Source organism: Haladaptatus halobius (genome assembly GCF_020618475.1).
Lineage (GTDB): Archaea > Halobacteriota > Halobacteria > Halobacteriales > Haladaptataceae > Haladaptatus > Haladaptatus halobius.
In genome coordinates, this window is record NZ_CP085335.1 from 799,507 (window position 1) to 818,287 (window position 18,781).

At 64.3% G+C, this 18,781-nt stretch carries 24 protein-coding genes; 15 read left to right on the plus strand and 9 right to left on the minus strand.

From position 1 onward, the window contains the following. Positions 1–29: 29 nt before the first annotated feature. The 4 genes from LIW51_RS04515 to LIW51_RS04530 all read right to left on the minus strand — a co-directional run bounded on the left by LIW51_RS04515 (position 30) and on the right by LIW51_RS04530 (position 3,515). Complete coding sequence (locus LIW51_RS04515) at positions 30–1,196, minus strand: thiolase C-terminal domain-containing protein (protein ID WP_227376030.1); 1,167 nt, start codon at positions 1,194–1,196, stop codon at positions 30–32. 148 nt (positions 1,197–1,344) lie between these two features. Then, complete coding sequence (locus tag LIW51_RS04520; RefSeq protein ID WP_227376031.1) at positions 1,345–1,614, minus strand: HAH_0734 family protein; 270 nt, start codon at positions 1,612–1,614, stop codon at positions 1,345–1,347. 45 nt (positions 1,615–1,659) lie between these two features. Then, entirely contained in the window at positions 1,660–2,556 is an 897-nt protein-coding gene (locus LIW51_RS04525; protein ID WP_227376032.1) for an alpha/beta hydrolase, read from the minus strand. Between the two features lie 53 nt (positions 2,557–2,609). Next, the gene (locus LIW51_RS04530; protein ID WP_227376033.1) at positions 2,610–3,515 is read right to left on the minus strand and encodes a hypothetical protein; all 906 of its coding nucleotides are present in this window, start codon (positions 3,513–3,515) and stop codon (positions 2,610–2,612) included. Between the two features lie 199 nt (positions 3,516–3,714). Here LIW51_RS04530 and LIW51_RS04535 point away from each other — a divergent pair, with 199 nt between their 5' ends. The 5 genes from LIW51_RS04535 to LIW51_RS04555 are packed head-to-tail and all read left to right on the plus strand — an operon-like array spanning position 3,715 to position 5,914. Continuing rightward, positions 3,715–3,996, plus strand: a complete 282-nt coding sequence (locus LIW51_RS04535; protein ID WP_227376034.1) for a 50S ribosomal protein L44e — start codon at positions 3,715–3,717, stop codon at positions 3,994–3,996. Between the two features lie 4 nt (positions 3,997–4,000). Next, a complete protein-coding gene (locus tag LIW51_RS04540; RefSeq protein WP_227355123.1) occupies positions 4,001–4,174 on the plus strand; it encodes a 30S ribosomal protein S27e in 174 nt (57 codons plus the stop codon). Further along, on the plus strand, positions 4,171–4,971 hold the full coding sequence (locus LIW51_RS04545; RefSeq protein ID WP_227376035.1) for a translation initiation factor IF-2 subunit alpha: 801 nt from the start codon (positions 4,171–4,173) through the stop codon (positions 4,969–4,971). The genes LIW51_RS04540 and LIW51_RS04545 overlap by 4 nt, the downstream gene beginning before the upstream one ends. After that, complete coding sequence (locus tag LIW51_RS04550) at positions 4,968–5,150, plus strand: RNA-protein complex protein Nop10 (protein ID WP_227376036.1); 183 nt, start codon at positions 4,968–4,970, stop codon at positions 5,148–5,150. Before LIW51_RS04545 ends, LIW51_RS04550 begins: the two co-directional genes overlap by 4 nt. A gap of 5 nt (positions 5,151–5,155) precedes the next feature. After that, complete coding sequence (locus LIW51_RS04555; protein WP_227376037.1) at positions 5,156–5,914, plus strand: proteasome assembly chaperone family protein; 759 nt, start codon at positions 5,156–5,158, stop codon at positions 5,912–5,914. On the opposite strand, the gene LIW51_RS04560 is transcribed toward LIW51_RS04555, so the two are convergent. Further along, positions 5,911–6,480, minus strand: coding sequence for a DUF7344 domain-containing protein (locus LIW51_RS04560; RefSeq protein ID WP_227376038.1), 570 nt, complete (start codon positions 6,478–6,480; stop codon positions 5,911–5,913). The two genes, LIW51_RS04555 and LIW51_RS04560, sit on opposite strands and share 4 nt — an antisense overlap. A gap of 161 nt (positions 6,481–6,641) precedes the next feature. Here LIW51_RS04560 and LIW51_RS04565 point away from each other — a divergent pair, with 161 nt between their 5' ends. Beyond that, complete coding sequence (locus LIW51_RS04565; protein ID WP_227376039.1) at positions 6,642–7,208, plus strand: J domain-containing protein; 567 nt, start codon at positions 6,642–6,644, stop codon at positions 7,206–7,208. Here the strand turns inward: LIW51_RS04565 and LIW51_RS04570 are convergent. Beyond that, entirely contained in the window at positions 7,201–7,983 is a 783-nt protein-coding gene (locus LIW51_RS04570; protein ID WP_227376040.1) for a DUF7839 domain-containing protein, read from the minus strand. The genes LIW51_RS04565 and LIW51_RS04570 overlap by 8 nt on opposite strands. Positions 7,984–8,089: 106 nt before the next feature. Between LIW51_RS04570 and artA the strand changes: the two genes are divergently transcribed. Continuing rightward, positions 8,090–9,064 (plus strand): archaeosortase A, encoded by a 975-nt coding sequence (gene artA, locus LIW51_RS04575; protein WP_227376041.1) that lies wholly within the window; start codon positions 8,090–8,092, stop codon positions 9,062–9,064. Then, positions 9,051–9,737 carry a metallophosphoesterase gene (locus tag LIW51_RS04580; protein WP_227376042.1) on the plus strand — a complete coding sequence of 229 codons (687 nt, stop codon included), beginning with the start codon at positions 9,051–9,053 and terminating at the stop codon, positions 9,735–9,737. The genes artA and LIW51_RS04580 overlap by 14 nt, the downstream gene beginning before the upstream one ends. A gap of 25 nt (positions 9,738–9,762) precedes the next feature. Here LIW51_RS04580 and LIW51_RS04585 read toward each other — a convergent pair whose 3' ends face one another. Further along, a complete protein-coding gene (locus LIW51_RS04585; protein ID WP_227376043.1) occupies positions 9,763–10,284 on the minus strand; it encodes an NUDIX hydrolase in 522 nt (173 codons plus the stop codon). A gap of 76 nt (positions 10,285–10,360) precedes the next feature. On the opposite strand from LIW51_RS04585, the gene LIW51_RS04590 reads away from it, so the two are divergent. The 4 genes from LIW51_RS04590 (at position 10,361) to LIW51_RS04605 (ending at position 13,411) form a co-directional block, all read left to right on the plus strand. After that, positions 10,361–11,551 carry a threonine synthase gene (locus LIW51_RS04590; protein ID WP_227376044.1) on the plus strand — a complete coding sequence of 397 codons (1,191 nt, stop codon included), beginning with the start codon at positions 10,361–10,363 and terminating at the stop codon, positions 11,549–11,551. 361 nt (positions 11,552–11,912) lie between these two features. After that, on the plus strand, positions 11,913–12,056 hold the full coding sequence (locus tag LIW51_RS04595; protein ID WP_227376045.1) for a hypothetical protein: 144 nt from the start codon (positions 11,913–11,915) through the stop codon (positions 12,054–12,056). Further along, positions 12,057–13,190 carry a sodium:solute symporter family protein gene (locus LIW51_RS04600; protein ID WP_227376046.1) on the plus strand — a complete coding sequence of 378 codons (1,134 nt, stop codon included), beginning with the start codon at positions 12,057–12,059 and terminating at the stop codon, positions 13,188–13,190. Next, positions 13,187–13,411 carry a hypothetical protein gene (locus tag LIW51_RS04605; protein WP_227376047.1) on the plus strand — a complete coding sequence of 75 codons (225 nt, stop codon included), beginning with the start codon at positions 13,187–13,189 and terminating at the stop codon, positions 13,409–13,411. Before LIW51_RS04600 ends, LIW51_RS04605 begins: the two co-directional genes overlap by 4 nt. Positions 13,412–13,469: 58 nt before the next feature. Here the strand turns inward: LIW51_RS04605 and LIW51_RS04610 are convergent, their stop codons facing one another. After that, a complete protein-coding gene (locus tag LIW51_RS04610; RefSeq protein WP_227376048.1) occupies positions 13,470–14,612 on the minus strand; it encodes a pyridoxal phosphate-dependent aminotransferase in 1,143 nt (380 codons plus the stop codon). Continuing rightward, positions 14,609–15,016: a 6,7-dimethyl-8-ribityllumazine synthase gene (gene ribH, locus LIW51_RS04615; RefSeq protein WP_227376049.1), complete on the minus strand. Its 408-nt coding sequence runs from the start codon at positions 15,014–15,016 to the stop codon at positions 14,609–14,611. Before ribH ends, LIW51_RS04610 begins: the two co-directional genes overlap by 4 nt. Positions 15,017–15,097: 81 nt before the next feature. On the opposite strand from ribH, the gene LIW51_RS04620 reads away from it, so the two are divergent. The 3 genes from LIW51_RS04620 to purE all read left to right on the plus strand — a co-directional run bounded on the left by LIW51_RS04620 (position 15,098) and on the right by purE (position 18,751). Continuing rightward, entirely contained in the window at positions 15,098–16,849 is a 1,752-nt protein-coding gene (locus LIW51_RS04620; RefSeq protein WP_227376050.1) for a flippase activity-associated protein Agl23, read from the plus strand. A gap of 64 nt (positions 16,850–16,913) precedes the next feature. Continuing rightward, complete coding sequence (locus LIW51_RS04625; RefSeq protein WP_227376051.1) at positions 16,914–18,134, plus strand: 5-(carboxyamino)imidazole ribonucleotide synthase; 1,221 nt, start codon at positions 16,914–16,916, stop codon at positions 18,132–18,134. Then, on the plus strand, positions 18,131–18,751 hold the full coding sequence (gene purE, locus LIW51_RS04630) for a 5-(carboxyamino)imidazole ribonucleotide mutase (RefSeq protein WP_227376052.1): 621 nt from the start codon (positions 18,131–18,133) through the stop codon (positions 18,749–18,751). The genes LIW51_RS04625 and purE overlap by 4 nt, the downstream gene beginning before the upstream one ends. Positions 18,752–18,781 lie beyond the last annotated feature (30 nt).

Consider the following 18,781-nt stretch of genomic DNA (forward strand, 5'->3'; position numbering starts at 1 on the left):
GCGTACTCTCGTTCGCTCGCAGTGCTCGTTCACGAGACCACCTCCAGCACGTGGACGGTGGCGCTGGCGACGGTACCACCCGCGTTGTGAGCGACGCCGACAGTTGCGTCCGGCACGGTGTCGCTGTTCGGGTGGTCGCCGCGCAGGAGGCGCGTCAACTCCGCGAGTTGGCTCGTCCCCGTCGCGCCGACCGGGTGGCCCTTCGCCTTCAGGCCGCCGGAGAGGTTGACCGGGCGCTCGCCGTCGCGGGTCGTCTCGCCGCGCCGTGCCGCGCCGATTCCTTCGCCGGGCGCGTAGAAGTCGAGGGCTTCGAGCGCGAGGACTTCGGCGATAGTGAAACAGTCGTGCACCTCGGCCACGTCCACGTTCGTCGCGTCGATGCCCGCCTCGGCGTAGGCCTCTTCGGCGGCCTCCTCGGCGGCCGGCGAGCGGGCGAGATACTCCCGACCGTGGAGAGCCATGCGGTCGCCGCCTTGTCCGGTGCCCGTGATGGACACCGGCGCGTCGAGTCCGTGTTCTGCAGCGAACTCGTCGCTGACGAGCACGGCGGCTGACGCCCCGTCGGTGATGGGGCAGGCGTCGAACAGCCCGAGCGGTTCCGCGATCATCGGGGCGTCGAGCGCCTGCTCCACGCTGATCTCCTTCTGGAACTGGGCGTGTTCGTTCGGCAGGGCGTGCTCGTGGTTCTTGACCGCGACGTGGGCCAAATCCTCGTGCGAACCGCCGTATCGCTCGAAGTAGGCGCGAGCCATCAGCGCGTAGGCACCGGGGAAGGTCATTCCGGCCCGAACCTCGTATAGGTCGTCCGCGGCGATGGCGAGGGCTTCGGTGGTTCTGGCGGTTCCGAGGTTGTTCATACGCTCCGCGCCGCCGACTAGCAGGGCGTCGGCTTCGCCGTTGCGGATGTCCTTGACGGCCTGCCGGATCGCCACGCCACTGGAGGCGCACGCGCTCTCGTAACGCGTGGCGGGCGCGCGAACCCCCGCGGCCTCGGCCATTAGCGGCCCTTGGTGGCCCTGGTGTTCGGCCAACTCGCCCATGAAGTTGCCGTAGTAGAGTCCTTCGATGTCCTCACGGGAGACGTTGCCGTCGGCGAACGCCGTCGCGCTCGCCTCGGCGAAGAGGTCTCTCCCCGTTCGCTCGGGATGCTTCCCGAAGTGGGTCAACCCGACTCCCGCAATCCGAACGCCTGTCATACCCGTAGTTACGGGTGGCAGAGTTAAGTAAGCCACTCCTTTCAAACTCGAGAGACGGGAACCCACTCGGCGGCCGATAGAACGACGAAAATGCGTACCTCTTGGAAACTCGAGAACGAAAACGTCGGGGGAGAAATCGACCGGCGAGTTACGACACCGCGACTTCGTCAGCGTGTTTGATGACCTCGACGGTCTCGGCGTCGACGACCTCGGTGTCGAGCCAGTGGGGAACGTAGTTTCGAGCCTCGAAATCGTCGCGTTCGTCTTCGCCGCCGATGACGCACCAGAGCTGAGGTTCGTCCGGACCGTGCCAGTCGCCCTGCCGAGTGACGGAGAAGCAGACGACCTCGGCACCGTCGTGTTCGATGATGGCGTTCTTGCGAATGCCGGGGTCGCCGTGGATGATGAGCCGCTTCATACACAGGGGTTCGGAAGGCGGTCAATTAAGCGCTTCGCAACCGCCTTAGCCGTACGAGGAATCGTTGGCCATGTGGTAGACGACGTCGTCCGCGCAGTTGGCCATGTACCCCGAGTGGTTCGAACCGACCTGCGAGGTCACGTCGTTCTCGACGTAGTTGCTCGGAACCGTGCCGTCCTCGTAGCCCGTCTCGCCGAGCGCGCGGTCGGCTTCGCGCGGCCAGTAGAGGTTCTGGAGCGTGCTGTCGTCGTCGCTATGGTAGTTGAACGTCGCCGACGTCTCGTTCAGGATGGCGTAGTAGGTCTTCGGCCACTCCTTGGTCGGCGCTTCGTTGTCCTGCGCCGCGCCGAGGAAGTGGACGCTGGCGAATCGAAGGTAGCCGTCGTCCCAGTAGGAATTCGTATCGAGTATCCGGAGCGCGTTCAAGACAACCTGCGCGCCGAGTGAGTGGCAGGTGAGTCGGAGGTCGCCGTTCGGGCATGCGTACTTGTAGTCGAGAGCGAACTGCGCGAGCGCGTACCCGTTCTTCTGGGCGATCTCCTGCCCGGTGCCGAAGCCGCCCCAATCGCCGGGATCGTACTTGTCCGGGGCGTTCGAATCCCACGAAAATCCGGCGACTTCGCCGCCGTATCCGACGCTCGTCAGGTTGTGGTAGGCTTCGTCGAAGTTGTTCAGCGCACCCTGTCGGTCGTTGTCGTATCCGTGGACGTGCACGGTCAGTTCACCGGTACAGCCGGTGTCGACGCCGGGGACGCTCCCGTCAGTATCATAATCGGTCTGCGCATACCCGGCGTTGAGGTCACCCGAGCTGTTGTAGTGACCCCTCGTCGAGATGACCGAGTAGCCGTGGGCCGACGCGAGACCGGCGGTTCCGAGAACGCTGAGTCCGGTCGTTGCTGCTGCTGTGCCGCGGAGATATCGTCTGCGGGTAAATCGTTTCATTTCGTATCGGTCGCTAGTCCGCGCGTTCGTGAAATCGGGACTGACGTACGCCGTCAGTCGTAGGACGGCACGTTGTTCATGTGGTAGACTATCTCGTCGCCGAGGTGGTCGAGGTAGCCCGAGTGGTCGTGACCCACCTGCGAGGTGGCGTCGAACTCGTTGTAGTTCGGCGCGGGCGTGTTACCGCTCTCGTAGCCCGTCTCGCCGAGGGCTTGGTCGAATTCGTAGGAGTTGTATATCCACTGGAGCACGTCGTCCTCGTGGCTGTGGTAGTTGAACGTCGCCGCCGTCTCGTTGGCGATGGCGTAGTAGGTGTTCGACGACTCTTGGGTCGGTTTCTCGTTGTCGGTTGCGCCGCCGAGGATGTGCGTCGAGTACACCTGGTGGCCCTGATTATCCCACCACGAAGTCACGTCGAGCGAGCGGAGCGAACTCAACAGCACCTGCGCGCCGAGCGAGTGACTGGCGAATCGGAGCGTCGCGTTCGGACAGTAGTATTTGAAATCGACCGCGAACTGCGCGAGTTTCTGCCCGTTCTCCTGCGCGACGGTCTGGGCCGTCCCCCAGCCATAGTCCGCGTCGCCGCTTCCGGCGTCGTTGTCCCACGAGTAGCCGACGAGCGTTCCGCCGTACCCCGCGTTTGCGAGCGTGTTCTTCGCGTCGAGGAACTTGTCCTTCGCGTCCTGCTCGGGGTTGTCGCCCTTCTTGTGCCAGCCGTGGATGAACACGGTCAGGTCGTTTACGCAGGAAGTGTCGACGCCTGGCACGTCGCCTGTCGTGTCGTAACTCGTCTGCGTCTCGCCCGCGGCGAGGCTACCGTCGTCGTTGTAGTGGCCGCGCGTGGAGACGATGGGAATGCCGTATCGCTCCGCGTTGGCGGTGCCGATGCCGAGCGTCGCCAGTCCGGTCGCGGCGACGCCCGTTCGCTCGAGAAACCGTCGTCGGTTAACGTCTACCATGGGTGGTACGAAGTATGTTTCGGACCGCTACTACTTCAAAATTTTTATTTCGGATATAGGATAAAATATCTCAGAACGAGACGATATATAGGTGTTGCTCGGAGTAGTCGTCCGAAGCAGTCGTGCGATCCCACCGCCGGACGCGAAACCAAACGGGTTTTAAGTCCCGGTCTACAAACTCTCCGTAAGGTCGATATCTATGCAGATGCCACGTCGATTTAACACGTATTGTCCGCACTGTCACGAACACCAAGAACACGAGGTCGAGAAGGTTCGAACCGGCCGCCGAACGGGCATGAAGTGGAACGCCCGCCAGCAGAAGCGCGGCAAGGCCGTCATCGGTAACGCCGGTGGCTTCTCGAAGGTGCCCGGCGGAGACAAGCCGACGAAGAAGACCGACCTCAAATACCGCTGTAGCGAGTGCGGCAAGGCCCACCTCCGCAAAGGATGGCGCGCCGGCCGACTCGAATTCCAGGAGTAACACCATGGCAGGAAACTTCTACACCGTTCAGTGTCCGGACTGCGAGAACGAACAGACCCTCTTCGGGAAAGCCGCGACCGAGGTCAACTGCGTCGTCTGCGGGCACCGACTCGCCTCGCCGACCGGCGGTGAGGCCGAAATCGACGGCGACGTCGTAGAAACGATTCAATCCCGATGAAGTACAGTGGCTGGCCGGAAATTGGCGAACTCGTCGTCGGGAAAGTCGACGAGATAGAGGACTTCGGGGTGTTCATCGACCTCGAGGAGTACGAGGACAAACGCGGTCTCGTCCACGTCAGCGAAGTCGCCAGCGGGTGGATAAAGAATGTCCGCGACCACGTCAACGAGGGCCAGACGGTCGTCTGTAAGGTGCTCGACGTGGACGAGGGGTCACAGCAGATAGACCTCTCTATCAAGGATGTCAACGAACACCAGCGCAGCGACAAGATACAAGACTGGAAGAATGAGCAGAAAGCCGACAAGTGGATGTCCCTCGCGTTCGGCGAGGAGATGACCGACGAGCAGTACACGGACGTCGCCAACGAACTCCTCGCTGAGTTCGGCAGCATCTATGACGGCTTCGAACAGGCGGCCATCCACGGACCGGAGGCGCTCGCCGACACCGACCTCTCGGACGAAGAGATCGATTCGTTGGTCGAGACCGCCCGAGAGAACGTCTCGGTACCCTACGTCAACGTCACCGGCTACGTCGACCTCAGGAATCCGGGGAAAGACGGCGTCGACGCCATCAAGGAGGCGCTGAAAGCCGCCGAAGGAAACGGTGACATCCCCGAGGAGATCGAACTCGCCGTGACGTACGTCGGTGCGCCCGAGTACCGGATTCGGGTCAAGGCACCGAACTACAAGACCGCCGAGGCGCAACTGGAACAGAGCGCCGCCCGCGCCGAGGCCGTCATGGAGGAGGTCGGCGGTACCGCCGCCTTCCACCGCGACCGCCACACCGACGACGAATGAAATCCGACATCCGGGTGTGTTCCGCGTGGGAGGCGGAGCACGACCGCCCGGTGTACACCCTTTCTTCTACCTGTCCGGAGTGCGGAGCCGAGGCCGTAAACAGCGCCCCTGCCCCGTTCGACCCGGACGACCCCTACGGCGAGTACCGACGCGCTCTTAAGCGGCGCGCCCGCGAATAAGCCACATGGACGAAGTTGATATCGAGATCGTCGCAAATCCGGACGTAGAAGCCCCGATACTCATCGAAGGGCTACCAGGCGTCGGCCACGTCGGCAAACTCGTCACCGAACACCTCCTCGAAGAGAAGGAGTGCGAACTCGTCCGGCGGGTGTACTCCGAGCACCTACCACCGCAGGTGAGCGTCGGCGACGACGGGACGACCGAACTGGTCTGCGTCGAACTCCACGCCCTAACGCTCGACGGACAAGACGTACTCCTTTTGACCGGGGATTATCAGGCGCAGGACAACGTCGGTCACTACCGACTCACCGACGCTTTCCTCGACGTCGCCGAGGAGTTCGGCGTCGAGCGCGCGTTCGCCCTCGGCGGCGTGCCGACCGGCGAACTCATTGAGGAGTACGACGTGTTGGGCGCGGCGACGACATCCGAGTTCGTCGCGGAACTCGAAGACGTCGGCGTCGAATTCCGCGAGGACGAACCGGCGGGCGGCATCGTCGGCACGAGCGGTCTCCTGCTCGGTCTCGGCCAGCGCCGCGGCGTCGAAGTGGCCTGCCTGATGGGCGAAACGAGTGGCTACCTCGTCGACCCGAAGAGCGCGCAAGCGGTGCTCGAAATCTTACAGGAGCTGCTCGGATTCGAGGTGGACTTCGGCTCACTCGAAGACCGCGCGGAGGAGATGGAGGAAGTCGTCGGCAAGATAGAGGAGATGGAGTCACAGCAGGCCGCGATGCCGTCCGACGACGACCTCAGGTACATCGGCTAGAACAGCGCCTTTTCTTGTTCGCTGTAGATGTGGTAGAGCGCGGACAGGACGAAAAGCGCGAGGAAGAACCACGTCCAGAACTCGAAATCGAGTATCTCCACCGAGAAGAGGCTGAGCTTCGCCGCGAAGAGGACGACGAGTTCGAGTGCGCCGAGACCGAGGTAGTACGCCGCCCACGACACGTCGTGTTGCGGGACGACCTCCATGTACACTTCGACCTCTCGCACTCGGTCTTCGAGCGTAAGCTCTTTCGACCGTTGGTCGTACGCCACGATACCGAGATCGTCCAGTTTCGGGAGATGCGTCTGGTGGAGCGAGACGTAGACGCTCTTTCTGACGTTCCGCGGCGGCGGCGATTCGCTCGTCTCTAGCGTGGCGATGTGCTCCGAGAGATCGTCGACCGACAGCGAGCCTTCCGATTCCCGGAGGTATCGAAGCGTCTCACGTCGTCTGTCGTTCCGTAGGACGTTGTGAATCTCGCTCTCGTCGAGTTCTCGTCTGTCCTCCGGTTGAGTGAGTTTCATGATGGAGACATCGATGTTGATTCGACAGGGTTCGTTACTCATACACATCATAACCGACGGGTATTAAGTTTGCCATTATTTCAGGACGCCAACTCGGGAATGATTTGTCGGAGAGGGTGAATCGTAGTGAACCGAGTACAGGTCAGTTCGCTTCAGCGTTCTCGGCGGGAGTTTCTTTATTGTTGGTCTCCTACAGGAACACCATGCCCGACTGGCTGGTTCTGGGCCTGTGGTTGTCGGTGGCGGTGGCGGTGGTCATCACCGGGATATTTCTCGTCGGTGCGCGCCTGTTTCCTACTCGCCGAGCGACCAACGCCACCTACGTGTTCGGCGAGGGGAAACGCCGAACCGAGATCCGCCAGTATCTCCGCGCCATCGGCGAAGATTTCGCGGAAGACCACTTCGTCGCAGGCCAGCACGTCGCGTTCTACCTCCCGAAACGGGACGTCGCAATCACCTTCGACGCTCGGGCGTTCTTCCGCATCGAGAAATCAGAGACGTACGCCGTCCTCGTCGAACACGAGATGCCCGGCTACCACCTCGGCGACCGCCTCCCGTTCGAAACGCCAATACTGGACGACGAGCAGGAAGTCGATACCACGCGGGCCGCGTTCGCAGTTCTCGGAGTGCCGACCAACGCGACGCTCTCGGAGATCAAATCGGCCTACCGCGAAAAGGTGAAAGACGTGCATCCCGACCACGGCGGCACGCGGGAAGAGTTCCAGCGCGTCCGCGAAGCATACACGACCGCGAAGCGACGCGCTAGCTGACGTTCGCCACTTCGTACGCGACGCCCGCATCGCGGAGGGCGTCCGTCACCCTCCCTACGCTGTCGGCGGTCGCAACGATGACCACGTCGAGCCCGCGCTCCGCTCCCTCGGCGGCGACTTCGCCCGCCGCGAACGTCGTGTCCGGTTCGACGTTCGCGGCGCGAAGGGCGACGACGGCTTCGACGCCGGTCGCCGCGAGCACGTCGCCTCGTTCGCACGCCGCCGCCAGCGCGTCGGAATCGACCGCTCGACTCCCGCCGGAGCGAACCGGCGGAATCTGGTACACCGCCACCCGGCCTGGTTCGAGGTCGATGATGCCCTCGAACTCCGTGACGCCGACCTCCTCGCCCGCCTCCGCGTCGGTCGTGGCGATGCCGGTGGCCGGTCCCTCGTCGCTCGGTCGGGCGTGGAGCAGTCCACCCCGTAGCGAGAGCGTCACGGCCGACCCTTCCTCGACGTCGGTTATCGCTATCGCGGCGTCCTCGCCGACGTTCCCGAGGATGTCGTCGGTGACATGGTCGGCAAACCGGCGCACGTCAGTCGCCGACTGTAGGAGCCAATCGACCCCTTCTTTCGTCACGCTGTAGCGCGAGCGACCCTCCTTCTCAACGAGTTCGTCGTCGACGAGTCCCCGGATGTACTCGCTCACGGCCTGACTCGTGACGCCGACGGCATCCGCTATCTCGCCCTGGCTCACCGCCGGTTGGCGGTCCGCTATCTCGGAGAGGATGCGAAACCGGGTCGCGGCACGCTTGTCCTCCAGCACGTCGGCCATGTGCGAACAGTCGGGCGGAGCGATAAAAATACCAGCGGTGTTCCGCCGTCCTCCGGCAGTCCGGAAGAGCGTCAGGTCTATATTTTGGGACGACAACCCACGAACAGTGACCGCAGCACTCCCTGAAATCCTCCCCGACGTACCCCTCACCGCCCTTCCCGACGTACTCGCGTGGCTGGTCGTCGCCGCGTTCGTCGCAACCGCGGTGCTCGAACGGTTCGACCGCCGAACGGCCCGAACCGTCGGAGCCGGGGCGTGGGTGCTGTTCGGCGCGTTCTGGGGCGTCCTCTTCCCACGGTTCGCGTTCGAGATGAAGAGTTTCGTGGAAGGGGCGCTCAGCCTCGCGGCGGTGCCCCTCTGCGTCTACGCCGGGTACCAACTCTACGCAGGTCGAGACTCCCTGTTCGTGCTCTCCCGCGCCGTGGCGGCGATGGGCGTCATCTACCTCCCATTTACCGGCGTCGGCTTCCTCCGCGAGTGGCTGGTCGAGACGGTGAGTTACCAGACGAACGCCGTCATCGAACTGCTCGGCTACAACCCGGCGTTCACGACGGCGAAGAAGAACGGCTATCACAGCGCCTTCGTCTTCACCGACGACGTGGGCCACACCTACTACACGTACCTCGTGCTCGCCTGCACCGGCATCGGGAGCATGAGCATCTTCGGCGGCCTCATCGCGGCGGTGAAAGCGCCGCTCCGTCGGAAACTCCGAGCGTTCGTGATAGCCGTCTCCATCATCTGGGTGCTGAACGTCGTCCGCAACGTCTTCATCGCGCTGGCGTTCGGCAACCAGTGGTTCCAGTTCTTCGTCGGCCCCATCACGAATCTCGTCGGCTACAGCGACCCCGGGATGGTGTCGTTCTTCATCGCCGACCGCGTGCTCTCCCAACTGCTCGCGGTGGTCGCGTTGGTTGGCATCCTATGGCTGGTCGTCCGCGACCTGCCAGAACTGCTGACCGTCATCGAGGACGTGGCGTACCTCGTCACGGGCAAGGAGTACGACCTCTCCCGCACCATTGGCAGCGACGATAGTACCGCCCAAGGCGACGACGCCACGGTCAGGGCCGATGGAGGACGCTGAGTTCGCAGACCGGGCGGTGTACCTCCCCACAGCTGACGCGCTCGTTCTCGCGGACCTTCACGCCGGTAAGGACGCCACTTCCAGCGTCGAGCTCCCGCTCGGCGAGCGGCGCGACCTCACGACCCGATTCGAAGCACTGCTCGACCGATTCTCCCCGAGCGAAGCCGTCCTCGCGGGCGACGTGCTCCACGCGTTCGACCGACTGCCGGACGGCGTTTCGGAGACCGTCGCCGACCTCCGAACGCTCGCCGACGAGGCGGGCGCGGAACTCATCGCGGTTGAAGGCAACCATGATTCGATGCTCGCCGAACTGACCGACTGCCCCGACGAACACCGCCTCGCCGACGACACGCTGATCTGTCACGGCCACGCGGAACCCGAGGGAACCGCCCCGCGCTACGTCGTCGGCCACGACCATCCGGCCATCGAGATCGAGGGCAAACGGCGACCCTGCTACCTCTGGGGGGCGGGGACGTACCGCGGTTCGGACGTGCTCGTCCTCCCGGCGTTCACCCGACTCGCCAGCGGAACGGTGGTCAACGGGATGCGAGGAAGCGACTTCCAGACGCCGCTCGTCGCCAGTTCTGACCCGTTCCGCCCCATCGTCCGCGACGAGGAGGCAGACGAGACGTACCGATTTCCGTCGCTCGGAAAGTTTCGGGAGATGTTGTAAATTCTCACGGGAAGCGGTCGTATCGCTACCCTCTCGGTGCTAACGAACGAATATCCTCGGTGAACTGCGTCTCTTTGGATAGTTCGTCCATCGAGAACCACGCGGCCTCTTCGATCTTTTTCTTGCCCGTGCGCGCTCGCCCATCCACGCGCCGGGTGAGAAACCCGGCATGCAAAACGGGCGCGAGTACTGACTCTCCGTAGTCGAACTGGAGTGTCTCGGTGAACAGCAGGTTGGCCACCTCGCACTCGATTCCCGTCTCGTCGCGCGTCTCGCGCTCGGCGGTTTCGGCGACTGTCTCTCCGTTTTCACCCTTCTCTCCCGGCGGTTCCCACGAAAACGAGTGTCCGGAATCCCGCACCAGCAGGATTCGTCCGTCGTCCGCGACCCACGGAAAGATGTCGTCGGGTGTCTCCGGAAAGTCGTGTTCCGTAACGCGAATCGGGTCGCGCACCCGGTAGGGTAGTTCGCCCCAGCGTTCCGTCAGCGAATCGCGGCGTTCCTCGCCGCGATCGGCGAGTTCCGACCCGACGACGTCAAGTTCCACGCCTGTCACTTCGCAGCTAGGAGCAAAAGGTACGGGGGATGAACAGGGCTTAGTGTTCGCCCGCAAACGTCCGACTATGGAGACGACGGACGCTTTCATCGGTCTGACGTGTGTTGACTGCGGCGAGACGTTCGACGCCGAAACCGGAACCCACCGCTGTCCCGACTGTGGCGGTATCCTCGACCCGGACTACGACTACGACGCCATCGACCTCTCGCGGCGCGACCTCGAATCACGGCCCTTCGAGACGATGTGGAAGTACGCGGAACTGCTTCCCTTCACGCGCGACTCCGCGGTGACAATGGACGAGGGCGCAACCCCCCTCGTCGAATGTCCGACCCTCGCGGAGGAGATGGGCGTCCGCCGCGTCCTGTTCAAGGACGAGGGGCGCAACCCGACTGGGACGTTCAAAGACCGCGGGCAGACGACGGCGGTGACGGCGGCGGCACAGCACGGCGCGACCGACGTGGCCCTCGCCTCGGCCGGAAACGCGGGACAGTCCGCCGCGGCCTACGCCGCCCGCGCTGGACTCGCCTCGCACGTCTTTCTCCCGGCGCGCGCCGGATTCACGAACAAGGCGATGGTCAACGTCCACGGCGGCGATATGACCGTCGTGGGAGGACGGATCGGCGACGCAGGCGCGGCCTACGCCGACGCCATGGAGGACGAGGACTGGTACTCCGTCAAGACGTTCGTCACGCCCTACCGCCACGAAGGCAAGAAGACGATGTTCTACGAGATCGCCGAGCAGATGGACTGGGAAGTCCCCGACGCGGTGGTCTATCCCACAGGCGGCGGCGTCGGATTGATCGGCATGCACAAGGCCGCCAAGGAGTTCCGCGACTTGGGGCTAACCGACGACCTTCCGGCGATGTACGCCGCCCAATCGACCGGCTGTGCGCCCATCGTGGAAGCGTGGGACGAGGGAAGGGATGTACACGAAGCGTGGGAGACGCCCGACACCATCTGCGGCGGTATCGAGATTCCCGACCCCGGCGCGAGTCCGCTCATCCTGGACGCCCTCCGCGAGAGCGACGGCGGAGCGGTCGCGACGAGCGACGAAGACATCCTCGATTCAGCCGTGGCCGTCGCGCAGAAAGAAGGGTTGGAGATGGGCGCGACCTGCGCCGCCGCCGCGAGCGGCGCGTGGGAACTCGCACAGCGCGGCGAGTTCGACGAAGACGACACCGTCGTCCTGCTCAACACGGGTGCCGGGAACAAGGACGACGACGTGCTCCGCAGTCACCTGATGGGCAAGGGTATCTGACTCGTCGAGGCGATTTCTCCCGTAGGTTTATATCGAAAGCCGGAACCAGACCGACCCGAATGGCCGGTTCCGACATCGTTCCCGAGGGCGCTATCCGGTAAACTGTTCGGGGACTTCGTCCGACGAAGTCCCCTCGGCAAGTCTTTCCCACAGCTCTGACGCGACATCGACCGGAGAACGTGACGCTCCATCTCTGAACCGACCATCATCGCCGATATCGACCGCGTTTCCTCGTTTCGAGGGAGAGGGTGTATTCGCCGCCAACAGTCTCGGTTTAGGCACGATCTGCATACGGGCCGACGATGGAACATCCCAATCTCGATGCAGCGGGGCACCGCACGACCGAACCGACTCCGGAGCCATGACCGTCCTCGGGCTACCGCTCTCGACGTTCCTCGTGTTCGTCGCAACGTTCGTCGCGGGGAGTCTCGGCGCGGTCCACGACTTCGTGGTACACGTCCTCCGGGACGAATCGTTCGACCGGTACGACGTGGAGGGTGCGTAGATGGCGGTGAGCACGGTCTACCTCGTCACGTTCGCGGCGTATCTCCTCCTCGTCCTCGCGGTCGGCGCGTGGGGCTACACCCGAACGAACGACGTGGAGGACTTCTGGGTGTACGGGCGCGACTTGGGTCCGTGGCTCGCCACGTGGTCGTACGTCGCCAACTTCGTCAGCGCGGTGGCCGTCGTCGGCTTCATCGGCGCGATCTACGACGTGGGCTACGCCGTGATGGCCGGCATCTCGTTCGGGCTGATACTCGGCATCAGCTGTCTCTACTTCGTCGTCCATCGAGTGCGCGAACTGAACCACGTCACGCTGCCGGACATCATCGCCGACGTGACGGGGCGTGAGTGGTCGCGCCCGATAGCCGCTATCGTCATGCTCGGCAACGCATGGCTTTACCTCATCATGCAACTCGTCGGGGCGAGTATCCTCGTAACGACCATCACGGGCGTCCCCTACCGCTACATGGTGTGGGTCATCGGCTTCGTGTTCATCGTCTACACGGTCATGGGCGGGCTGGTGAGCGTCGCGTGGACCGACCTCATGCAGGGAGTCGTGATGTACGCGATGGTCGTGCTCGCGCTCGTCTACCTCGGCGGTATCGGGTCCATCAACGCGCAGTTCGCCGCCTTGGACGCCGCGAACACTGCTCCGCTCGGGAAGGGCGTCTACACCGTCGTCGGTATCGTCGGCTCCATCGTCGCGTTCTTCGGGACGGCGTTCACCAGCCAGAGCAACATCATCCGCATCAACGCCACCCGTGACGTGAAGACGGCCAAGTTCCACCTCGCGGCGGCGGGCGTCCTGCTCGGCGTCTTCGAGGTCATCCTCGTACTCCTCGGCGGTGCGACGAGCGTCGCTCTCCACAACGCGGGACTCACCATCCAAAACACCGACCGCGCCTTCCCGGTGCTCATCACCGAGTACCTGCCCACGGAGGTCGGCGTCATCATCATTCTCGCCGCGATGAGCGCAATCCTCTCGACGACCGACACTCGCCTCCACGCGACCGGCGTCACCACGGCGCGCGACATCTACGGGTACTTCGAGCCGGACGCCGACGAGTCCCGGCAGCTCGCCGTCTCGCGCTACGCAACCGTCTTCTTCGGTCTCGCACGACGGTCGTCGCGGTGAACCCGCCGGCCGCGATCATCAGCCTCTATGAGTTTCGCGCCGTGTTGCTCACCTGCGCGTTCCTCCTGCCCGTGTACGCGGGCCTCTACTGGCGGGGCGTCGCGGGACGCGCGCTCGTCGCTTCGATGGTCTCCGGAACCGTCGTCGGCGTCGGCCTGCGACTCGCCGGTAGCCCGACGGGTATCCGCCCACCATCGCGGGCGTCGGCGTGGCGGCGCTGACGCTCGTCGGCGGACACCTCCTCGCGGAAGACGCGTCGAAATCGGCGTCGGCGACCGATTAGACGTATTCGTTCTCGACCAGTCGCTCGATGGCCTCCTCGATTCGCTCGATGTCCGCCGCGTAGGAGATGCGCGCGTAGCCCGGCGCGCCGAAGGCGCTTCCCGGCACCGTGGCGACGTGAGCCTCTTCCAACACGTTCTCACACCACTGCTGGTCGTCGTCGGCTACCGGCAGCATCAGATAGAATGCCCCGTCGGGCGTCCGAACGTCCACGTCGTGCTGTTTAAGCAGGGCGACGAGGCGGTCTCGGCGTTCGTGGAACGCTTCAACCATCTCGCCGACCGCGGCGTCGGTGTCGCGCAGGGCTTCGATTCCGGCGTGCTGGACGAAGTTCGTCGCCGACGAGACGGAGTGTGAGTGCAGTTTCGCCGCCTCCGAGACGAGTTCCTCCGGCGCGGCGAGGTAGCCGAGCCGCCAGCCGGTCATCGAGTAGGCCTTCGAGAAGCCGTTTATCGTGACCGTTCGTTCGAACATCCCGTCGAGCGTGGCGAGGCTCGTGAACTCGACGCCGTACGTTATCCGCTCGTAAATCTCGTCGCTGATGACGGTCACGTCGTGTTCGACGGCTAGATCGCGGACGCCTTCGAGCGCGGCGTCGGAGTACACCGCCCCGGTCGGATTCGACGGCGAGTTGACGACGAGCAGTTCGGTGTCGTCCGAAACGGCGTCGCCGAGGTCGCCGAGGGCGGGTTCGAGTTGGAAGTCGTGCGGTGCGAGGTTCACGCGGTTCAGGTCGCCCCCCGCGAGTTTCACCATCGCCTCGTAGGAGACCCACGCCGGGTCGAGGAGGACGACCTCGTCGCCATCGTCCACCACGGTCTGCACCGTCTCGTAGAGCGCCTGTTTCGCGCCGGGCGTGACGATGACGTTGTCGGCTCGGTAGTCCAGACCGTCGGCCTGTAATTTCTCGGCGACGGCTTCGCGGAGTTCCGGAACGCCCTTCGACGGTGGATAACCCGTGTGGCCCGCTTCCACCGCCCGTTCGCAGGCTTGGACGACGTTCTCCGGCGTGGCGAAGTCCGGTTCGCCCACGCTCAGGTCGATGACGTCGACGCCGTCCGCTTCGAGTTGCGAGGCGAGGCTGCTGATGGCGAGCGTCGCGCTCGGTTCGACGCGCCGGATTCGTTCGGAGAAGTTCATGCCGGGAGCTCCTCCGTGAGGTCGACGGCTCCTTCGACCGCTCGCGCGCCGTAGTCGGTGCGTTCGCGGGCCTCCGCCCCCGACATCCCCGGCCCGGTGATGCCGAGCGCGACGGGCGTGTCCCGGTTCAGGCTCACGTCCGTCAGCTTCTGGGTCGCCGCGGTCGTGATGACTTGGTCGTGGTCGGTGTTGCCTGTGACGACCGCGCCGAGCACCGCGACGGCGTCGATGTCGTCCCGCCGGGCAAGCCTGTCCGCCGCGAGGGGCGTGTCGTACGCCCCCGGGACGTGTAACGTTTCGACGATCTCTGCGTCTCGCTCGGCGGCAGCCTCGCGCGCCGACGCCTCCATCTGTTCCGTTATCGGAGCGTTGAACTCCGCAACGACGAGTCCGAGCGTTACCATGTGTGGCGGGAGGCCAGCGCGACTAAAAGAACTACCGCTCTCCGCAACGCTTGTATTCCCCCTCTGTCTTGAAAGAAAACGATGAGTTCAGACGACCGACCGTCCTCCGGGTGGATATCTTCCAACCGGACTCTCGTCACCCTCCTCGCCGTCTCGGCGCTCGCGCTGGCGCTCCGGCTCTTCCGCCTCGGAAACCGGGTCGCCCACTGGGACGAGGCCCGCGTCGGCTACTGGATACTCCGCTATCAGAAGACGGGAATCTGGGAGTATCACGCCGTCATCCACGGACCGTTCTTCCCGCAGGTGAACAGCGTCCTCTTCCAGCTGTTCGGCGCGAGCGATTTCGTGGCTCGGCTGCCCGTCGCGCTCGTCACCGGATTGCTCCCGCTCGCGGCGTGGCTCTACCGCGACCACCTCCTCGACTCCGAGATGATCGCGCTCGCGCTCTTTCTCGCCGCGAACCCCATCCTCCTCTACTACTCGCGGTTCATGCGAAACGACGTGCTCCTCGCGGCGTTCATGCTGTTCGCCCTCGGATTTTTCCTTCGTGCACGCGCGACGGGGAAGGCTCGATATCTCTACGCGGGAACGGCGATGTTGGCGCTCGGGTTCACGACGAAGGAGAATGTTCTCCTCTACGTCCTCTCGTGGCTCGGCGCGGGCGCGTTGTTGCTCGACCACCGACTGTTCCTCGCCCGCAATCACGACCGAGGATGGACTGGCGTGTTCGTCGAGCACGCGACGCGGACGAGTCGATGGCTGCTGCGGTTCGCCCCGCACCTCGCGCTCGCGGTGGTCGAGTTCTTCGCCATTATCGTCTACTTCTACGCGCCCCGAGCGCGCGGCGTCGAGGGGCCGGGACTGTGGAAAGCGTTCGGAGACCCCGCGATGTTCGGCGCGGTGGTGTGGGAAGCGACGGTCGGGTCGTGGAACGAGCTCACCGACCAGTGGGTCACGAGCCAAGACCACTCGTATCTTCCCTATTTCGAGCACTTCGTGGACGTGCTTGAACAGGGTGCGCTTCCGCTCGTCGTCTTCGCGGTGATCGGATTCCTCGCGGCCAGATACGTGGACGAACGCCCCCGCGACCTCGTTTCGTTCGCGTTCTACTGGGGTGCGGTCGGCGTCCTCGGCTATCCCCTCGTCACGGATATCCAAGCAGGATGGGTCACCGCCCACGTCGTCGCCCCGCTCGCCATCCCGGCGGCGGTCGGCGTGGCACTCCTCTACCGGTGGGGTCGAGAGGCGTACGAGGACGGCGACGATACGGGCACCGCCGCCGCCGCGCTCGTCGCCCTGCTCGTCGTCGCGCAGGTCGCATTTCCGGCGGTGAGTTTCGTGTATCTCCACCCGCAAGACCGGCACGTTCCCGGTCCGTTCGGCGGCCAGCAGGATAACCACATCGTGCAGTACGGCCAACCGGCGGACGGAATCGCCCCGACGCTGGAGAAGATGCAGGCCGTGTCGAGGGCCAACGAGAACGGAACGGACGTGCTCTACTACGGGTACATCAACGAACAGAGCGATTACATCTTCTACGTCCCGGACGAGAGCGACAACGACCGCTGGCCCGCCGCGAACAGTTGGTACAATCGCTTACCGTTGCCGTGGTACACCGAGTTGTCGAACGCGAGCGTCGACAGTACGATGAAAAACGAAATACTCCGGAATCGACGACCGCCGGTCGTCATCACCAGGACGGAGAAGAAACCCGATATCGATCAGTATCTGAACGGGTACGTGGCCTACGACCACGAACTCACGCTGCATGGGAGCGAAACGACGATATACGTCAAGCAGAGCGCGCTCCGCGAGGCGAACTCGACCGCATAATCGTGCATATTCTTCGCTGAAGTTGGCAAATCTTATGCACCCACAGCGATAACCAGCGGACGACATGGTTACGGCTTCACCGCCAACGCTGGGTGTCGTCGGCGGCGGACAACTCGGTCGGATGCTGGCGGAGGCGGCCGCTCCGCTCGGCGTCGAACTGATCGTCGTCGACCCGACGCCCGACTGCCCGGCGTCGCCGGTCGTCCGCGACCAGATCGTGGGCGACTTCGACGATCCGGACGCGATCCGCGAACTCGCCGACCGCGCCGACGCGCTGACGTTCGAGATCGAACTCGCCGACCCCGACCTGCTCGACGCGGTCGGCGAGCAGTACGACGTACCGGTTCACCCCGACCCCGACACGCTCCGAACCATCCAGGACAAACTCGTCCAGAAGCGCGCGCTTCGGGAGCGAGGGGTTCCGGTGCCCGACTTCCGCGCCGTCGAAGACCGCGACGACCTGCTCGACTCGGGCGAGGCGTTCGGCTACCCGATGATGCTGAAAGCCCGCCGAGGCGGCTACGACGGTCGCGGAAACCTCCCTGTCCAGTCGCCGGACGAGGTGGACGACTTGCTTGCGGAGATGTCGGGCGAACTGATGGTCGAGGAGTTCGTCCCCTTCGAGCGCGAACTCTCGGTCATCGCCGTCAAGGGCAACGATGAGGTGGCGACCTTCCCCGTCGGCGAGAACGTCCACGAAGAAGAGATCCTCCGCGAAACGGTCGTTCCCGCGCGCGCACCCGAACAGGTGCGAGAGCGTGCCGAGGCGGTCGCGCGCGACGTGCTCTCGGCGCTGTCCGGACGCGGTGCGTACGGCATCGAACTCTTCGAACGCGAGGACGGCGCTATCTCGGTGAACGAAATCGCGCCGCGCCCCCACAACTCCGGCCACTACACCATCGAGGGGGCGCTGACCTCGCAGTTCGAGCAGCACGTTCGCGGCGTCCTCGGCTATCCGCTCGGCGCGACCGACCTCCGGTGTCCCGTCGCGATGTCGAACGTGCTCGGCGACGTGGCGGAGACTCGACCGGCCGACCTCTCTGGATTCGAAACGGTTCTCGCCGCGCACGGCGCGTCCTTCCACTGGTACGGCAAACGCGAGGTGCGACCCCTCCGGAAGATGGGGCACGTCACGCTCGTCGGCGATTCGCGCGTGCGCGAATCGCCGACCGGAAGGTCGGCCGCGGAGGAATCGTCCACCGACGACCCGTCCGGTCCCGAATCGTCCGTCAGCGATCTGCTGGCCGAAGCGCGTTCGCTCACCGACTCACTCACGTTCCGATGACTACCGTAGAATCAGTAACGAACCTCGTCGAACAGTTCGAAGCCGAAGCGGAGCGCGGTCGCGCTCCCGAAGCGACGCCGGAAGTGGGAATCGTCATGGGGAGCGACTCCGACCTCGACGTGATGTCGGGGGCGTACGACGCCCTCACGGAACTCGGCTTCAAGGAAGTGACCGACTACGACGACCCGCCGGAATCGCGGTTCAGCTTCGAGACCTACGTCGTCTCCGCCCACCGCACCCCCGAACTGATGTACGCCTACGCGAAGACGGCGGAAGCCCGAGGGTTGGACGTTATCATCGCCGGGGCGGGCGGCAAGTCCGCCGATCTGCCGAACATGACCGCCTCGCTCGCCTACCCGCTTCCGGTCGTCGGCGTTCCGGTGCAGGAGAAGTCCGTCTCGTCGGTCATCGGGATGCCGACGGGTGCGCCCATCGTCGCCGTGGATGCCGGCAAGTCGTTCAACGCAGCACTCTCCGCGGTGCAGATTCTCGCCCGCGAGCACGACGAACTTCGGAAACGATTGGTCACGTACCACGACGAACTGCAAGAGAGCGTCGGAGAAGTCTCCAGAAATTTACACGAATCGGGGACTCCGGCGTTCCGAGACCGGTCGTAAACTATCTATCTTCTTTCTCCTCCGCCGTGA

Excerpts from the sequence above, each read along its gene's own strand:
- LIW51_RS04515 (WP_227376030.1), bottom strand. The coding sequence starts at position 1,196 with ATGACAGGCGTTCGGATTGCGGGAGTCGGGTTGACCCACTTCGGGAAG.
- LIW51_RS04520 (WP_227376031.1), bottom strand. The coding sequence starts at position 1,614 with ATGAAGCGGCTCATCATCCACGGCGACCCCGGCATTCGCAAGAACGCC.
- LIW51_RS04525 (WP_227376032.1), bottom strand. The coding sequence starts at position 2,556 with ATGAAACGATTTACCCGCAGACGATATCTCCGCGGCACAGCAGCAGCA.
- LIW51_RS04530 (WP_227376033.1), bottom strand. The coding sequence starts at position 3,515 with ATGGTAGACGTTAACCGACGACGGTTTCTCGAGCGAACGGGCGTCGCC.
- LIW51_RS04535 (WP_227376034.1), top strand. The coding sequence starts at position 3,715 with ATGCAGATGCCACGTCGATTTAACACGTATTGTCCGCACTGTCACGAA.
- LIW51_RS04540 (WP_227355123.1), top strand. The coding sequence starts at position 4,001 with ATGGCAGGAAACTTCTACACCGTTCAGTGTCCGGACTGCGAGAACGAA.
- LIW51_RS04545 (WP_227376035.1), top strand. The coding sequence starts at position 4,171 with ATGAAGTACAGTGGCTGGCCGGAAATTGGCGAACTCGTCGTCGGGAAA.
- LIW51_RS04550 (WP_227376036.1), top strand. The coding sequence starts at position 4,968 with ATGAAATCCGACATCCGGGTGTGTTCCGCGTGGGAGGCGGAGCACGAC.
- LIW51_RS04555 (WP_227376037.1), top strand. The coding sequence starts at position 5,156 with ATGGACGAAGTTGATATCGAGATCGTCGCAAATCCGGACGTAGAAGCC.
- LIW51_RS04560 (WP_227376038.1), bottom strand. The coding sequence starts at position 6,480 with ATGAGTAACGAACCCTGTCGAATCAACATCGATGTCTCCATCATGAAA.
- LIW51_RS04565 (WP_227376039.1), top strand. The coding sequence starts at position 6,642 with ATGCCCGACTGGCTGGTTCTGGGCCTGTGGTTGTCGGTGGCGGTGGCG.
- LIW51_RS04570 (WP_227376040.1), bottom strand. The coding sequence starts at position 7,983 with ATGGCCGACGTGCTGGAGGACAAGCGTGCCGCGACCCGGTTTCGCATC.
- LIW51_RS04580 (WP_227376042.1), top strand. The coding sequence starts at position 9,051 with ATGGAGGACGCTGAGTTCGCAGACCGGGCGGTGTACCTCCCCACAGCT.
- LIW51_RS04590 (WP_227376044.1), top strand. The coding sequence starts at position 10,361 with ATGGAGACGACGGACGCTTTCATCGGTCTGACGTGTGTTGACTGCGGC.
- LIW51_RS04595 (WP_227376045.1), top strand. The coding sequence starts at position 11,913 with ATGACCGTCCTCGGGCTACCGCTCTCGACGTTCCTCGTGTTCGTCGCA.
- LIW51_RS04600 (WP_227376046.1), top strand. The coding sequence starts at position 12,057 with ATGGCGGTGAGCACGGTCTACCTCGTCACGTTCGCGGCGTATCTCCTC.
- LIW51_RS04610 (WP_227376048.1), bottom strand. The coding sequence starts at position 14,612 with ATGAACTTCTCCGAACGAATCCGGCGCGTCGAACCGAGCGCGACGCTC.
- ribH (WP_227376049.1), bottom strand. The coding sequence starts at position 15,016 with ATGGTAACGCTCGGACTCGTCGTTGCGGAGTTCAACGCTCCGATAACG.
- LIW51_RS04620 (WP_227376050.1), top strand. The coding sequence starts at position 15,098 with ATGAGTTCAGACGACCGACCGTCCTCCGGGTGGATATCTTCCAACCGG.
- LIW51_RS04625 (WP_227376051.1), top strand. The coding sequence starts at position 16,914 with ATGGTTACGGCTTCACCGCCAACGCTGGGTGTCGTCGGCGGCGGACAA.
- purE (WP_227376052.1), top strand. The coding sequence starts at position 18,131 with ATGACTACCGTAGAATCAGTAACGAACCTCGTCGAACAGTTCGAAGCC.